Annotated in this window: 13 protein-coding genes; 10 read left to right on the top strand and 3 right to left on the bottom strand. The window is 43.3% G+C overall.

What is annotated here, in order from left to right; genetic code table 11:
* Window positions 1–296 precede the first annotated feature (296 nt).
* Both galU and PNC201_RS02895 read right to left on the bottom strand, forming a co-directional pair.
* A complete protein-coding gene (gene galU / locus PNC201_RS02885) occupies window positions 297–1,193 on the bottom strand; it encodes a UTP--glucose-1-phosphate uridylyltransferase GalU (protein WP_102056114.1) in 897 nt (298 codons plus the stop codon).
* Between the two features lie 602 nt (window positions 1,194–1,795).
* The gene (locus PNC201_RS02895; protein WP_325050967.1) at window positions 1,796–4,294 is read right to left on the bottom strand and encodes a S8 family serine peptidase; all 2,499 of its coding nucleotides are present in this window, start codon (window positions 4,292–4,294) and stop codon (window positions 1,796–1,798) included.
* Window positions 4,295–4,921: 627 nt separating this feature from the next.
* Between PNC201_RS02895 and PNC201_RS02900 the strand changes: the two genes are divergently transcribed.
* From PNC201_RS02900 to trmB, 9 genes are all read left to right on the top strand, one after another.
* Window positions 4,922–6,445, top strand: coding sequence for a curlin (locus PNC201_RS02900; RefSeq protein ID WP_102056117.1), 1,524 nt, complete (start codon window positions 4,922–4,924; stop codon window positions 6,443–6,445).
* Window positions 6,446–6,572: 127 nt separating this feature from the next.
* The gene (locus tag PNC201_RS02905; protein WP_029215819.1) at window positions 6,573–6,962 is read left to right on the top strand and encodes a CsgE family curli-type amyloid fiber assembly protein; all 390 of its coding nucleotides are present in this window, start codon (window positions 6,573–6,575) and stop codon (window positions 6,960–6,962) included.
* Window position 6,963: 1 nt separating this feature from the next.
* Window positions 6,964–7,413, top strand: coding sequence for a curli assembly protein CsgF (locus PNC201_RS02910; protein WP_010605736.1), 450 nt, complete (start codon window positions 6,964–6,966; stop codon window positions 7,411–7,413).
* Window positions 7,414–8,199: a CsgG/HfaB family protein gene (locus tag PNC201_RS02915; protein ID WP_010605735.1), complete on the top strand. Its 786-nt coding sequence runs from the start codon at window positions 7,414–7,416 to the stop codon at window positions 8,197–8,199. It abuts the gene before it with no gap.
* Window positions 8,200–8,433: 234 nt separating this feature from the next.
* The gene (mpl, locus tag PNC201_RS02920) at window positions 8,434–9,777 is read left to right on the top strand and encodes a UDP-N-acetylmuramate:L-alanyl-gamma-D-glutamyl-meso-diaminopimelate ligase (protein ID WP_102056118.1); all 1,344 of its coding nucleotides are present in this window, start codon (window positions 8,434–8,436) and stop codon (window positions 9,775–9,777) included.
* A 5-nt stretch (window positions 9,778–9,782) separates the two neighbouring features.
* Complete coding sequence (locus PNC201_RS02925) at window positions 9,783–10,406, top strand: flavin prenyltransferase UbiX (protein ID WP_010605733.1); 624 nt, start codon at window positions 9,783–9,785, stop codon at window positions 10,404–10,406.
* A 6-nt stretch (window positions 10,407–10,412) separates the two neighbouring features.
* The gene (locus tag PNC201_RS02930; RefSeq protein WP_102056119.1) at window positions 10,413–11,333 is read left to right on the top strand and encodes an ABC transporter ATP-binding protein; all 921 of its coding nucleotides are present in this window, start codon (window positions 10,413–10,415) and stop codon (window positions 11,331–11,333) included.
* A gap of 2 nt (window positions 11,334–11,335) precedes the next feature.
* Complete coding sequence (locus tag PNC201_RS02935) at window positions 11,336–12,103, top strand: ABC transporter permease (RefSeq protein WP_010605731.1); 768 nt, start codon at window positions 11,336–11,338, stop codon at window positions 12,101–12,103.
* Between the two features lie 94 nt (window positions 12,104–12,197).
* Window positions 12,198–12,863, top strand: coding sequence for a tRNA (guanine(46)-N(7))-methyltransferase TrmB (gene trmB, locus PNC201_RS02940; protein ID WP_102056120.1), 666 nt, complete (start codon window positions 12,198–12,200; stop codon window positions 12,861–12,863).
* A 42-nt stretch (window positions 12,864–12,905) separates the two neighbouring features.
* On the opposite strand, the gene PNC201_RS02945 is transcribed toward trmB, so the two are convergent.
* On the bottom strand, window positions 12,906–14,828 hold the full coding sequence (locus PNC201_RS02945) for an EAL domain-containing protein (protein WP_102056121.1): 1,923 nt from the start codon (window positions 14,826–14,828) through the stop codon (window positions 12,906–12,908).
* Window positions 14,829–15,287: 459 nt separating this feature from the next.
* Here PNC201_RS02945 and panP point away from each other — a divergent pair, with 459 nt between their 5' ends.
* Complete coding sequence (gene panP, locus PNC201_RS02950; protein WP_102056122.1) at window positions 15,288–16,916, top strand: pyridoxal-dependent aspartate 1-decarboxylase PanP; 1,629 nt, start codon at window positions 15,288–15,290, stop codon at window positions 16,914–16,916.
* Window positions 16,917–17,038 lie beyond the last annotated feature (122 nt).

Genomic DNA, 17,038 nt, shown 5'->3' on the forward strand with positions numbered 1-17,038 from the left:
TAAAAGCGTCGCGACCTAAAGTCATAAAAGAATCGCGACCTAAAGTCGCTGCTACGAATGTGCAAACAGGTAGCAGCGGGTTTATCCCGCGACCAAGGTTGGTGTGAGTCGTGATATTAAATCTTAAAAGCGTCGCGACTTAAAGTCGCTGCTACGAATGTGCAAACCGGTAGCAGCGGGTTTATCCCGCGACCAAGGTTGGTGTGAGTCGTGATATTAAATCTTAAAAGCGTCGCAACCTAAAGTCGCTGCGACGAATGTGCAAACCGGTAGCAGCGGGTTTATCCCGCGACGAACTAAGAAGCTAGGCTTAATTGATGAAAGCGTTTTAAGAATTGTGAAAATTCTTCACCTAACTGCTCGTCACGAATAGCATATTCAACGATAGCTTTAAGATAACCCAGCTTATCTCCGCAGTCATGTGAGCGTCCACTCATATGAAAAGCTTCAACGGTTTCTTTTTCCATCAACATATCGATTGCATCTGTTAACTGGATCTCGCCACCGGCACCGACAGGTGTTTTCCTTAATAGGGGCCAAATATTTTTAGAAAGTACATAGCGACCAACCACTGCTAGGTTAGAAGGAGCCTCTTCAATGCTTGGCTTTTCGATCATATGCTTTATCGCGCTACTCTCGCCAGCGCTAAGTTGAATGCCATTAACATCAGCGATACCGTACTTACATACGTCCTGCTGTGGAACCGGTTCTAGCATAATTTGGCTAGTTTTGGTTTGGTTAAAACGAGAAAGCATTGCAGCAAGGTTTTCTTTGCTTTGATCCGCAGAATATTCGTCTAAAACTACGTCAGGTAATACAACAACAAAGTCATTGTCACCAACAATGGGCTGCGCACATAACACAGCATGTCCAAGGCCCTTAGCTTCACCCTGACGAACATGCATAATAGTGACGTCGTCAGGACAAATTGAGCGCACTTCATCCAATAACTTGCGCTTTACGCGCTTTTCTAATGTAGCTTCCAGCTCAAAGCTAGTATCAAAATGGTTTTCAATTGCATTTTTGGACGAGTGAGTCACTAATACGATTTCTTTGATACCTGCTGCAACGCACTCTTTGACTATGTACTGAATCAGAGGTTTATCTACCAAAGGCAGCATTTCTTTTGGAATTGCTTTGGTCATTGGTAGCATCCTAGTTCCCAAACCTGCCACAGGAATCACTGCTTTCATATCATCTCCGGTTTAATTCTTGCTGCCTTTTTTCGACATAGCCCGCAATTTTAACCATTATAAGCTAAGTTGCAAACAAATTTATGTTGCAATATGTACGGTTGGTAATTGAAGTTTGGTTTTTAACTCTAGCGAATGATGTTCCATCGCGATGTAATAACGAATGATTATTAGTTCTTTCTGTTGCAAGTATATAATACCAATTAATCTTAATACTTGTTCAATTTGACGGAGCAAAACTGACGCTATCTGCGTTAAAAATTTCTTATTTAGAACAACTGAATAGCAAACTTTTCTCTTGTTTACATGGATGTAGGTACTTTGGCGATAGCAGGACGCGGTAGCGGTATTATCGACAATATTTTCTCGCCTCAAAATAGATCACTTAATTAAGAGAATTGGTATAAATCCATATTTATCCGCTTATTTAAAGGACTTATGTGGTTAGTACTTCGAGTTGAAGTGGTTATAACGGTTGGGTAGTCAGGTGTTGTATGACGTGTTATTGGGTTTCTAGGTATTAAAATAAGCCTATGTGGCAATATCTTATGGCCCAAAAAAGCCCCTTCCGGGGCTTAGATTATTTTTTGGGGATAGAGTGATTAAAAGTTCACTGTGATTTCATTTGAACAGATTTCACTAGATTGACACACTTTATACGTGTAGCTGGTAGCTTCTAAATCACGAGAGAAGTCTCTGAATTTACCAGTATTTGAGACAGATTCAATCGCTTGTCCATCACGGTAAATCGTTACTTCATCTGCACTGCTGCCTTGCCATGAAAGTTCTACGCGGATAAAGCCTAAGCGAGACTTATTTGCGCGAACTAGCGATAGCTCAATTTCATCAGTACTAACAATAACAGATTGGGTTGTTGTGTGGCTGTTGCCTTCACTATCAGTAACAGTCAGAGAAACGCTGTACTCACCAGATGCTGCAAACTCATGGATCGGGCTTGCGTCAGTACTGATGCTGCCATCACCAAAGTCCCATGCCCAACTAACGATGTCATCGTTCGGGTCGCGGCTTTCATCAGTGAATGTCACGGCTAAGCCTGAAGCTGCAAAACTGAAGCCCGCAACTGGAGGTTGAGGAGATGTTTCACCAAGGCCTGTTAGGTTCAGAGTCCAACTGTTCAATGTTCCAGTATCGATACCTGCATTATCTGAGACAGACAATGTCCAATCACCTGTTGCAACTTCACCATTAAATGCAGCTGAGTTAAAGGTTTGGTTAATGTCGTCTGCGGCACCACCTTGACGGTTATGCAGTGTTGCTACTGTTCCAGCTGGAGAGGTAAGTGTAACAATTAAGTCGCCAATGTAGGTGTGTGTAATATCCACTAGGGTATTACTATCAAACACAGTAACCGTATCAGCTACAGTGATCACAGAAGTAATACCAGAAGCATCGTTATCAGGGATGTCTACCGCGGTAGTATTTTCATAGCTGAAATCGCTTAACCCTTGAGGTAATACATATAGTCCTACCTGCTCTTGATCTGCAAGTTCACCTGATGTTGCATTGAGTGTAAAGCTATATTCGCCCCATTGAGTCGAAGCCGTAGTTGGTACTGAAAGTGTTACAGCATCGCCAGGCATTGCGGTAGTCGCAGACAATGTCGCACCAGCAATTGGTGAGGTAACAGACAAGTCTATAGTACCCTGCCAGTCAGCGACCGAAGCAAAAGTAAATTCGTATGTTGCAGTATCGCCCGCCGTGATTTCCTGATTAGCAGGACGAGCTGACACTCTAAAGCCAGGCTCTGGGTCTGCATCGATTACTGCTTGATTCACATTTAAGCGCTTACCAGATACTGTTTTATCTGTAAGGTCAGCATTAACATCACCACTTTGCATCAGTAGGTTTTTAAGCTCGATAGCACTTAGTGTAGGATTGATAGAAAGTACCAGAGCAGCAGCACCTGCAACGTGAGGTGTCGCCATTGAAGTACCTGAGTAACTTGAATAACCACCACCTGGAACGGTAGATAAAATTGCGCTACCTGGTGCGCCCATGTCAACAGACGTTAAACCCCATTGAGAAAATGAAGACATCGCATCGGTATGTGTTGTACTTGCAATAGAGAATACACTGTCGTGTTCATAGCTTGAAGGATAGTGAGGGTTTACGTCGTTATCTACCGCACTGTTACCAGCTGCGGCAACAAATAAGATATCCGCATTTTCACTGGCTGTGATTGCATCAGAAAGTGCTTGGCTGAAGCCGCCGCCACCCCAACTATTATTAGTAACACGAACGTTATGACCCGCGTTTTTAAGCGCAACCATATAGTCAATACACTCAATCGCATCTGAGGTTGAGCCTGAGCCTGATGCATCGAGGAATTTACAGCCTACGATAGACACCTCATGGTTTACACCAGCAACGCCCGTTGCATCGTTGCCTGAAGCACCGATAGTACCCGAAACGTGCGTACCGTGGCCTTGGTCATCCATCGGATCGCCACTACCAGTAATCGCGTTGATACCGTGAACGTCATCAATATAACCGTTACCGTCGTTATCAATACCATCCCCAGCTATTTCACCCGGGTTGTACCATGCATTTGCGGCTAGATCTGGGTGAGTATAATCAACACCGGTATCGATCACACCGACGATAACATCACGTGAGCCAACCGTAATATCCCACGCTTCAGGAGCGTCAATGTCGGCATCTGCTGTACCACCAGTTTGACCTGTGTTGTGCATACCCCACAATTCGTCAAAACGACTGTCATCGGGAATGCCAAGTGCTTTTACTTGATAGTCAGGCTCAACATATGCAACCGCTGGATGATTAGCCAGTTTTTCAATCGCTTGTTTTGCTGTAATGCTATCTAGCTTAAAGTTTGCTAAACGACCTTTCAAAACATGACGGTATTTATCATCAACACCGTCAGCATTTAAATCTGCCATTTTTGCTTTTACTAGGTTTCTTGCATTTGCACGAAGTGCCGCAGAGGTATTTTCTTTAAATACAACTAGGATGCTGTCGTCTGCAGTCGCGGTTGTTGTTTCAATTTGAACTGCCGCTTGAGCCGTGAAAGCAAGTGCTGGTAGCAAAGCCAAAGACAATGCAGAAAGTTTAGATCTCATATTAATAACCTTTTTAATTTCAAGCGTATCCATCGATACACGATTTTTGAGTTGGTAATTTTTCTGGTAGTGGCTGTGGTCTTTTTGGCAACGTCTTAAAACCTAGACGCAGATATTCAGCAGTGCAATGTAAAAAAAGCGTTAATTAATAAAATCAGGATTTTTTACTGGGTAGGAGGTTTCGGAATGAATTATTTGGTTCTTTTTTATGGGATGTATGGAAATGGGTGCGTTTGAACTTTAACCATACTTTTTTTGTATCTCCATTTTTTGTTCGTAATTTTATGTAAGTTTAGCTTTGTATTGTAATGAAAAATAAAGGATATTTTTTTCATAAAATCTTCTTATTTATCTTCGGTTGTTCCCATCTTAGAGTTAAAGATGACTAGACGTAATAAAATATATTATTTCATCATATTGATTTGCTGACTTTGATATAGATTACGTTTTTCATTAAAAATGTAACACTCTGGTAACTGGCACAGGTGGGAGCGACTCAAGAGTAATGAGTCATAACAGGACGTTAGTTAAGTGAAAGGTTGCAGTTGGCTGAGTTCGGCAACAGCTCAAAGCCTGCACTAAGCACTTAATTGAAAAATAATATAATAAATCTCTAAGGAGAACAGTGTGAAGTTTTCAAAATCAATTGTGAGTTGCGCTATCGCACTTGCGCTAACACATTCTATTACAGCACATGCTGAGGCAAAATCAGATAATAAACCACTTTCAACTTCTGCACTTTCACAAGTAGAGCGTGTAAGTGGAACAAGTAATGAGCTTAAGCTTTCACAAACTTCAGGTAGTCAAGGTGGCAACGAGTTAGCTTCTGTGCAACTGGGAACATCTAATCTGACAGATGTGACTACGGTTGGCGACAACAACATTACAGAAGCCGATCAAAATGGTACTGGTAACGTCGCTATTATAACAACAACCGGTAACAACAATAACCAAGTATATAGCCAAGATGGTGAATCTAACGGCGCATTAACGGAAGTTACTGGCGACGATAACGCGATTGACATTCAGCAGTCAGGTAGCGGGATCCTTGGGATTAACAACGAAGCCATCAATATCATTAATGGCGATCAAAATACTATTACGGTATCTCAAGGTTCTGGCGGTCAATGGTTCTACAACCTAAATATGCAAGGTAGCCAAAACGAGGTATCAGCGACACAATCAGGTATGTGGAACGAAGCCACACTTGAGTCTGTACAAGGTGATATGAACCAAATTACTTTGGACCAAGATGGTGTGTATAACCAATATAAAGTGGTTAGTCTACAGGGTAATGAAAACGAAATTGAATCGAGCCAAAGCGGCAATTTCAATGTTATCGCCGTAGAGACAGTGATTGGGGATGACAACCAAGTTGAGATTGAGCAGTCGGAAGGTGATAGCAATACGGTTAACGTATTTGAAATTACTGGAGACAATAACGAGCTTAGTATCGATCAGGAAGGCTCAACTAACACCTTTGCGTCAGATTTATTAGTTGGTAGTGATAATGAAGTGACGGCTGAACAGCGTGGTGATGAGAACAAAGTTCAAGCTGACGTTGTTGGTGATAATAACGAATTTACCGCGATGCAAATTGGCAATGGCAACGAGATGTACCTTGGCGTTGCTGGTGAAAACAATGAATTTTCAGCGACTCAAGTGGGTGATGCGAATATCGCACATGTTGCGAATTTCAACGGTAGTGATAACGATGTTGATGTTACCCAAACGGGTGATGAAAACGAGGTGGTGGTGCAATCATCTTACCCCGACGTTAGCCTTGCAAGCAATGACAACGCCGTTGATATCTCACAAAGTGGCACTGGCAATGGTGTTGTTGTGACGATGAGCAGTGTGTTCGATAGCAGTTCAAACCAAGTAGATATTGCGCAATCAGGCGAATTTAACGCGATAGATTTAATGCTTGAAGGCAGCCGTAATATGTTAGACATCACACAAAATGGTAGCAACAACTTTGTGATGGGTATGGGCTCAGAAGCATTCATTATCAACGGTGATGATAATGCATTTACAGTAAGCCAAATTGGTGATGGCAACTTAGTTCAAGGTGGAATTACAGGTAGTGGTCAAAACATTACCGTAACTCAGGTTGGTGACAACAACGTTGCGACTATCACTCAGCAATAACTAAGTAATAGCTAAGCAATTTAGACAGGGGGCAACACCGGCCCCCGTATTTTGTACTATTCAGCTAACCAAAATATCAATGTGAATCTCGTCAGTAAAGACATTCTATGCCGTGAGTAAACAAATAATGATAAGAATAATAACATTCTTGAGCGCCATGCTCGTTTCTACGTTTTCACTGAGTGCACAAGAAGATGTAGAAATTGATGGTTTAGTGATGGATCAGAGTATTAGCCGATTTGGTCATCAGTTTTACTTTCAATTTTCACAGCTTTGGAGAGATGTTCCTAACACCTCGGGAATTAATATCACGGTTAAAGAAACGGTTTTACCAAGAGCAGGCACTCGGTTAGAAGTTTTAATGAATAATCGCGCAGTCTACGCAACAGCGATGGGAAGGAGAGGTGGCTCTGTTGATGAGCGAGTTGAGACTGCCATCTTTACTATTATGGATGCGATGGCGAGAGAACAATATCAACAGAATGGCTCAGAAGATTTAGCAGCAAGTGGGTGGTAACATGGCAACAATAAAAACAACAATCGTGTGTGCTGGTTTAATGCTACTTAGCGGTGCTCATGTGGCAGCAACGGAGCTGGTATATAAACCAATTAACCCCGCATTTGGTGGTAACCCGTTAAACGCCAATATGTTATTGAGTAAAGCGCAATCTCAAAATAAACACAGAGCGCCAATTATAGAAAAGACCTATGATGAAAAGTTTCAAGAATCACTCGAGCGTACGTATCTCAACCGCTTGGTAAGAGAAATTACGGATGTAGCGTTTGGTGATGACATCAAAGACAGTATTTTTGATCAAGACGCGACGTTTATGAGTGGCGACTATCAAATCCAAGTGATCACCAGTACACCCGACACCATTACGGTTAGAATAACAAATACAGCATCGGGTGAAGAAACCATTCTTGAAGTACCCAGGTTTGCCGCTTCGGCTGGTGGAGGATACTAAATGCTCCGTGTAACTTTATTGGTATTGTTGTTACTACTTGGTGGTTGTTCTAGCATGTCACGTGTGTTGCCACCGGCGCAAAGTGTGGCTATTGAGCTGACCGATACCGAAACCTTTGCAGAACTAAAAAATTTACCCACACCTAAAGGGCGAATTCCTGTCTCGGTTTATTCATTTCGCGACCAAACAGGGCAATATAAACCACAAGATAATGTGAGTTCATTTTCAACAGCGGTGACTCAAGGCGCTAACTCGATTTTAATGCAGGCACTACACGAAACGGATTGGTTTATTCCGGTAGAACGTGAAGGGCTGCAAAACCTGCTGACTGAGCGCAAAATTATTCGTGCAGCAAGTGATGATAATGATACAAGCGCTTTGCCACCATTAATGACCGCAAAGATTATTTTAGAAGGTGGGATCATCAGCTATGACTCTAATATCCGCACAGGCGGTTTGGGGATGGAATATTTTGGCATAGGTGCATCTGAGCTTTATCGTGAGGATGTTATCTCTATTTATATGCGCGCAGTTGATGTTCGTACCGGGCAAGTGCTGCTTTCTGTCGCGAGTAGTAAAAAGGTGCTATCCATGGAGGTTCGGGCAGGGTTTTTCCGATATGTGAGTTATAAACGATTGGCTGAAGCCGAAGCGGGTTTTAGCGATAACGAACCGATGCACATTTGTGTAACTCAAGCGATAGAAAAAGCGCTGACTTTGATGGTACAACAGGGTATCGAAAAAGGCGTGTGGTCGGCAGCTACCGCATCGCAGGTCGCGCTTTAGCGCGACAAACCTTTACCACAACGCTCCCTTTTGCGTGGCACGCACCACTAACCGTAGGTCGTGCTTTAGCGCGACAAAAATTTTAAGAACGATACAACCTTGAGCACGTTCTCACACTACCCACTTTAAAATAAAGAATAATACTGGTGCATGAGATTCAACAATAAAGTCAGCCACCAATAAGCTGAGTATGTTAATCTAAATGGCAATGAAATAATAAAGAATGCTAACATCATGCACGTACATATTTTAGGGATTTGCGGTACCTTTATGGGCGGGATCGCAGCCATCGCTCAATCATTGGGGCACAAAGTCACAGGTTCAGATCTCAATGTTTACCCGCCGATGAGTACACAACTTGAATCACTCGGAATTGAACTAACTCAAGGGTACGACCCTAAGCAACTCATCGATGTTGAGCCTGATGTGGTGATCATCGGCAATGCCATGAGCCGTGGTAATCCGTGCGTTGAATATGTTTTAGAAAAGGGTATGCGTTATACCTCAGGCCCTGAATGGTTAAAAGACCATGTATTACGCCAGTCATGGGTGTTGGCTGTGGCCGGTACGCATGGCAAAACGACCACTGCAAGTATGTTAGCTTGGTTACTCGAATACGCAGGATTACGCCCGGGCTTTTTGATCGGTGGCATAGTGCAAAATTTTGGTGTGTCGGCGCGCACTTCAGATACGCCATTCTTTGTTATCGAAGCCGACGAATACGATACGGCGTTTTTCGATAAACGCAGCAAGTTTGTCCATTACTTACCTCGCACGTTAATACTCAACAATCTTGAATATGATCACGCTGATATTTTTCCAGATTTAAATGCCATTCAAACCCAGTTTCATCATTTAATTCGCACGCTACCCAGCCAAGGTAAAGCCGTATATCCAGCAGATGATGCTGCGTTACAAAACGTTATTGAACGCGGTTTTTGGAGCGAGCAGGAATCGCTTGGCAAAGAATGGTCGTATAACCTGCTCAAGGCGGACGGTTCTCGCTTTACAGTGTTATTTGAAGGCGAAGAAAAAGGCGAAGTAAATTGGCAGGCGATTGGTGTGCATAATGTCAAAAATGCCATGATGGCGATTGCGGCAGCAAGACATGTGGGCATTCCAATCGAGGTAAGTATCGAAGCGCTGGGGCAATTTATTTCTCCCAAACGCCGTATGGAAATTAAAGGGGAGGTCAATGGCGTTACTGTCTATGATGACTTTGCACATCACCCCACGGCAATAGCAACGACCCTCGCAGGTCTTAGAGCAAAAGTTGGAGATGCACCTATCATTGCTATTTTAGAGCCACGCTCAAATACGATGAAGCTTGGCATTCATCAAGAAACCTTATTGCAATCCCTTGATATGGCAGATGAAGTGTATCTATTCGAACCAGATGGCCTATCTTGGTCTCTTAAAGCACAAGCTGAAGCCGCGGGTCGTCAGTGTTTTGCAAGCGTAGATGAGATTGTTGCACAGGTTGTGACAAATCAAGCACCAAACCAGCATGTGTTGATTATGAGTAATGGTGGTTTTGGTGGCATCCACGACAAACTTTTAACTGCATTGAAAAAGTAATCATTATGTCAGAACAAACATTTAATGGGCCAATTACGCTGGCCTTTAGTGGTGCGTCGGGCGCCCCTTACGGACTGAGATTACTCGAGGTATTGGTGTCGTTAAACTATCAAGTTTACGTGCTAATCTCGAGCGCAGCCAGAGTGGTGCTGGATACTGAGTCGAATTTAAAACTCTCAGGAAATGAACAAAAAGCAACAGAGCAACTACAGACGCTTTTCTGTGCTAAAGATAAGCAAATTCAGGTATTTGGTAAAGATAACTGGTTTAGCCCTGTGGCATCTGGCTCGGCCGCACCAAAGCAGATGGTGGTGTGTCCGTGTAGCGCAGGAAGCGTGTCAGCCATTGCACTTGGGGCATCTGACAATTTGCTTGAGCGCGCAGCAGATGTGGTGATCAAAGAACGTGGCCAATTAATATTAGTGCCGCGTGAGACGCCCTTTAGTCCAATTCATCTTGAAAACATGCTCAAGCTTAGCCGCTTGGGGGTGACTATCATGCCTGCAGCACCTGGTTTTTATCATCAGCCACAAAGTATCGACGATTTGGTCGACTTTATGGTGGCCCGCATTTTAGATCATCTACACATCGAGCATACCTTAGCTAAGCGCTGGGGTTATGGAGAATAATAAAATATGACAATAGCACTGAACATCAAAGGGTTAAAAAAAGTTTATAGTAACGGCGTCGAAGCCGTTAAAGGCATTGATCTCGAAGTTCAAGAAGGGGACTTCTTTGCGCTACTTGGTCCAAACGGGGCTGGTAAATCTACCACAATAGGGGTTATTGCCTCACTGGTGAATAAAAGCCAAGGCAGCGTAGAGGTTTTTGGTCATAGTATTGATACTCATTTGGAAGACGCTAAGTCGAACTTAGGTTTAGTACCACAGGAGTTCAACTTTAGCCAATTCGAGACGCTAAACCAAATTCTTGTGACTCAGGCGGGCTATTATGGTGTGCCAAGAGACGTTGCCCATCAGCGAGCCGAGAAGTATCTCAAGCAGCTGGGATTATTTGATAAAAAAGATAAGCAAGCTCGCACGTTATCCGGCGGTATGAAACGTCGCTTGATGATTGCAAGAGCATTGATGCATGAGCCTAAGCTCCTTATTTTAGATGAACCTACGGCTGGTGTGGATATAGAACTACGCCGTTCTATGTGGGATTTTTTGCGTGAAATTAATAAGCAAGGCGTAACGATTATACTCACAACGCATTACTTAGAAGAAGCAGAGCTGTTGTGCCGTAATATTGCGATTATTGATAAAGGCACGATTGTTGAGCACACGACCATCAAGACATTACTCTCAAAGTTGGATAAAGAAACGTTTGTACTTGATCTTAAGCCGCCCATGCTGCCTGTGGCACTCGATGGTTACCAATTTACCACCGTAGATGACCATACTATTGAGGTAGAAGTAGCTAAGTCGCAAGGGCTCAATGGGGTGTTCACACAGCTCACAGAGCAAGGTAATCAAGTATTAAGTATGCGTAACAAAGCTAACCGTTTAGAAGAGTTGTTTGTTGGCTTACTGGAGCAGGGGAGAGGGGCATAATCGTGTTGAAATATGGCGTCGCGTTAAAAAGTATTTGGATAAAAGAGTGTATTCGGTTTTTACGTATTTGGGTGCAAACCTTAGTACCGCCAGCGATCACCATGACACTTTATTTTGTGATATTTGGCAGTTTAATCGGCTCGCGCATTGGTGATATGGGTGGCTTTAGTTACATGGAGTTTATTGTACCTGGCTTAATCATGATGTCGGTGATCACCAACTCCTATTCTAATGTTGCCTCGAGTTTTTATTCCACCAAGTTTCAAAAGAGCATTGAAGAACTACTCGTTGCACCTGTGCCTAACTATATTATTGTACTTGGCTATATGGGCGGTGGTATGGCGCGAGGCATGCTCGTTGGGCTTATTGTTACTATCGTCAGTCTGTTTTTTGTGGATATTCAAATTCACAATCTAGCGGTTATCGTTATTACGGTTATTTTAACGTCAGCTGTGTTTGCATTAGGTGGTTTGATCAATGCGGTGTTTGCCAACAGCTTTGACGATATTAGTATTATTCCGACTTTTGTGCTTACACCCCTGACTTACCTAGGCGGCGTATTTTACTCAATCACATTGCTGCCGGAGTTTTGGCAAGGTGTGTCACAGGTAAATCCAATCATCTATATGGTAAATGCCTTCCGTTTTGGCTTTTTAGGTGTTTCGGACGTTGATATTGGCGTTGCCTTTACGGTATTAGGTGTATTTATATGTGGTCTATTTTGGTTGTCACTGCACTTAATTAAACGCGGTGTTGGGCTAAGACACTAACCGCAGGATAAAGAATGAGCGCTGCTATCAATTGCAGCGCTCTTGCGTTATTTCAGGTAAAATCCTTACCATTCCCCCTTAATAATGACTGGTTATGACAGAAGCAAACTCTCGTAGTATCACCACTAATCAACAAGGGCTACACGAAAAGCTCGATGAAATCGTTACTAAGCATCTAACCGCTGAGTTTAAAAAACCCATTGCGGCACATACACAAAGCGCTTTCGATGAGGTTAATGTGCGAGTACAGGCCTTTAATGGACCGATTATTTTGGACTCATGTTGTGGTGTTGGTGAAAGTACGGCAAATTTGGCGAAGCGACACCCTGATGCGTTGGTAATTGGCATCGACAAGTCTGCGCATCGACTAGATAAACATGATGTTGAATATAAACAAACGGAACAAGGCCAATATATTTTGGTGCAAGCCGATCTCAATGACTTTTGGCGATTAGCGCTGGAAGCCAATTGGCAGCCGAGTCACCATTATTTGCTGTATCCTAATCCGTGGCCGAAAGCTAAACATATTCAAAGACGCTGGCATGGTAGCGCGGTGTTTCCTTTTATCGTCAAGTTAGGCGGCAAGTTGGAGCTGCGCAGTAATTGGGATATCTATGTAAAAGAGTTTGCCAGAGCTTTGGCGCTTAGCGGCGTTGATGTTGAAGTGGAAGCCTATGAAAGTGATGAGGCTATTACGCCCTTTGAGCGTAAGTATTGGGCAAGTGGTCAATCAAGCACCCGCCTCGTCGTAACGCTTTGAGCTAACCCATTACAAGTCTGACTTCAGATTGATAAAAGCGGCTTAAAGATGGCCGCTTGCTTTGCCTATCCAGCTACCTTCTAATCTTGCAACGCCTGCAGCTTCCAGTTGTTTTGCCTGCTTGCTGGTGGCAACACAGGGTACAATCAAGTCGATCCGCTTGGCATTGCAATGGCTTGCAAGATATTCAATGGAGCTCAGCAGCATCTCATCTTCATCCAAGTTTTCACAAATACTGGCTTCTAAACAAATGGCATCAAGTGGGAGTTTTAAGATCCGATTGATGGTAAGAAAGCCGCTATTCACACCCGTTACCGCAACATTTGCACCTTTTGCTTTTAACGACTGCATCATTAAGCTCATATCACTAAAGTTTTTGAGCACATCCGTTTCATTAAACTCAAATGTGATGAGTTGTGGCTGCGGGTAACGGCGTAGGATCTGGCTGATATATTCAAAATATTCTGCATCCGCGATTTCACTGTGGCTCAATTGCATGCTCCAAGCATGGTTCGATTTACGAAAACGGGTGATGCATAACTCAAGTAGCTTCATGCTAATTTGTGCGCGGAGTTTTGGTTGCTTCATCACTGGATAAAAATGTTCGGCATCGATGATAGCGCCGCGCTCGTTAAGGACGCGTGCCGTGCAGTGGTACTGAATGTCAGCATGGTCGTGACAAGATTTACGCGGCGTAAAAAAAGGAATGATGCGGTCTGATTCACACGCGCTTTGCAGTAAACGGGTGAGGTGGAGATTTTTTGATTGTTGCTGGGGGTTTATTTGCAGCTGAGAATCAAAATAACACACTTGGGTATTTTGCTGTTGGGCCTGACGTAGCGCGAGAAAGGCATTTTCAAGTAACAACGCGCAATTGCCTTTAGCAACACCCGCACACAAATTAACGTATAAATGCGGCGCGTCGTATATGGGTTTTGCACAAGGGAATGACTCGGTTAAGTTCGCCAAATAATGCTCACCATTTTCGATGCTGGTAACTAGCGCAATTTTAGAGGTGGTAAGGCGGTAAACCTCAAACGGATGGGTAAACTCGCTAAAGTAGCTCATGACTTTTGCCATAACGTTATCGCCGACTTCCGTGCCATAGAAGCTAATGATATCCTCAAGCTCCTTCACCCATACTACGCTTAAGCATAGGTGTTGCGATTTAGAATATTTAAGTGCTTGCTCAAGGGCGATACGGTTGCCAAATCCGGTGCGGCTATCCGTTGTTAAGGTCTTCTTGTAGTACATAAAGTACAAGCTCACGACAACCAAAAACATCACAAAGAAGAAGCTAGCGTCAATGGCGGCATCCATTACACTTTCTTGTAACCGACTTTCTAAATCGTGAATGGTTAAGTCTGCACCTGCTATATAAGTAGTGCCATCGGGTAGCACAAAAGGAATAAACACACTTTTAAAGTGGCCCCATTTGTCTTTGGCTATTTCAAACACAGGTTCGGTAGAGTGAAAGGCGCTTTTTAGGGTAATCGAAGCCTCGGAATAAACATCTTGATAACGTGTTAGTCGGTTGAGTTTAAGATCTTCTCGGGTGTAACTGGACGCGGTAAAGTGCACGTAAGGTGGTTTAAGCACCATGGTATAGACGTATTCAACATTTAAAGCACGGGCAAGCTCGGTGAGGGCATGGCTTTTTTGTTTAAACTCGGCTGGGGTTATTTGCTCTGGTGACTCGTGATACTTTTTGCCTACAATGACGTTGGCGCTGGTGGCTGCATTGATTAGCTGGGCGTCGATCCTCGCCATGATATCGCGACGCGTATCATAATAGTTGGCGATAACATAAATCGATAGGGCAGCTAAAAAGATAAAAGAGGCTAAAACGAGCCAAGCAACGGGGAGTCGGGAAGTATAACCTGTGAGCCCTAAAAGCGGCGTTGCTTTTGTCGTAGGCTGCTTAGATTTAGCTTTGAGAGGTTGAGCTATACTCCGAGTATTCATGATAATCCTTTATCCACAATATCGCGATTTAACGACGATCAAAATGCCTAACTAGCGTAAGCGTGGCAGCTGCTTTGTTACATAATATAAACAATACAACATAAATTGATGACTTGAGAAGAAATAAAGCAAAAAATTTCCTCACCAATGATCAATAAAATGCATTGTTGCGAGCAAGTCGGTAATATACCGTTTTGTTGGGTTTATGTCCCCATTTTATACCTTATTTTTGACGAGAATGTAAAATAGAAACTAAGGTATTTTTCACTGAACTTTCGTTGGGTTTTCATAAAATTGTCAATGTTTCATGAATTTTAACTAGACAATAGAAGACAATTCCCTTTCTTTACAGTAAAGTTAGCCATTTCATGTATCACAATCTCTTGTGCAATTTGTATCTACTCAATCTCTAAAATGGGTAGGTAAGCTACTGCACCGTTTGATGTTTAGGTAGTATTGATGGGTCCAAAGCGTTGCGCCGTTGCGTCTGAAGAAAGCTTAATGCGTATATTTACCGTGCCTGAGGCGCCTGATTCAACTTTAAGCAGAATCGAGCAAGAAATCTCGAGCAATTTGGCTGGCTTTTTAAATGAGAATATTGCGGCAGTTGAAAAGCCACTGCACGAAGTTGAAAAAGACTTTCAGTCGGCGGTGATCCCCGAAGTGCCGATGTTTGTCTCCGACTATGCGCAAGATATCATGGAGCAATTAGTTGCCCACTCAGTGCATACCGCAGCCCCAAGCTTTATCGGGCATATGACCTCAGCTTTACCGCATTTTGTGTTGCCACTGTCGAAGTTGATGGTGGGACTCAATCAGAACCTAGTCAAAATTGAAACGTCAAAAGCCTTTACTCCGCTTGAACGTCAAGTATTGGGAATGATGCATCACTTGGTTTACGGCAGCGATGATGCTTTCTACGATAAGTGGATGCACAGCGCAAAAACGTCACTAGGTGCTTTTTGTTCGGGTGGCACAATTGCGAATATAACCGCGCTTTGGATTGCAAGAAACCGCTTATTAAAAGCGGATGGTGAATTTAAAGGTATTGGTGCATCGGGTATTGTGGCTGCAATGCTACATTATGGTTACCGAGGCTTAGCGGTATTGGTTTCTGAAAGAGGCCATTATTCGTTGGGTAAGGCCGCAGATGTGCTAGGTATTGGCCGCGATAACTTCATTTCAATCAAAACGGCTGGCAACAATAAGGTTGATGTTGACGCCATGCGAGCCAAAGCTAATGAGCTTGAAGCGCAAGGGATAAAAGTACTGGCTTTGGTTGGTGTTGCTGGGACGACCGAAACGGGTAATATTGACCCTCTAGAAGAGATGGCTGATTTAGCTGAAGAACTCAATTGCCACTTTCATGTCGACGCCGCTTGGGGTGGGGCAACACTACTATCGAATAACAATCGCTACCTTCTGAAAGGGGTGGAGCGAGCAGATTCAATAACCATAGATGCGCACAAGCAAATGTACGTGCCTATGGGAGCGGGTATGGTGTTATTTAAAGACCCAGCGGCATCTGATGCAATTGAACATCACGCCGAATACATATTACGGAAAGGCTCTAAAGATCTGGGAAGTCATACTTTAGAGGGGAGTCGTCCTGGTATGGCGATGTTAGTGCACGCATGTCTGCGTGTCATTGGTCGTCAAGGCTATGAGATGCTTATTGATAAAGGGATTGAAAAGGCGCGGTATTTTGCTGAACTAATTAAACAAACCCCTGATTTTGAGCTGATCTCTGAACCTGAGCTATGTTTGCTGACTTACCGCTATGTGCCTGAGCAAATAAAAGCGGCAATCGCACAAGCGGATGAGCAAGAAAAGATAGAGATTTATGCTGCACTTAACCGTTTTACTGCGAGTATGCAAAAGCGTCAGCGTGAAGCGGGCCGCTCTTTTGTTTCTCGAACACGTTTAACACCAGAGCAATATGACCGCCAACCCACGGTGGTATTTCGAGTGGTTTTGGCCAACCCTCTGACATCAGAGTCTTTGCTTAAAGAAATCATGGATGAGCAACGCCAATTGGCAATGTCAGATCCGGTATTTAAAAAATACCTCGCAAAATATATTAAATAATCAACGAATAAAGTGGCCTCGCGCCACTTTAATAATCTCAGGCTTATTACCTTTTAGCATTACCTCCTTTACGGATTACTCTACTTATATTCTTATTTCTTACATAATCGTGTGAAAATATT

The organism is Pseudoalteromonas sp. NC201, from assembly GCF_002850255.1.
In the GTDB taxonomy this organism is placed as follows: domain Bacteria; phylum Pseudomonadota; class Gammaproteobacteria; order Enterobacterales; family Alteromonadaceae; genus Pseudoalteromonas.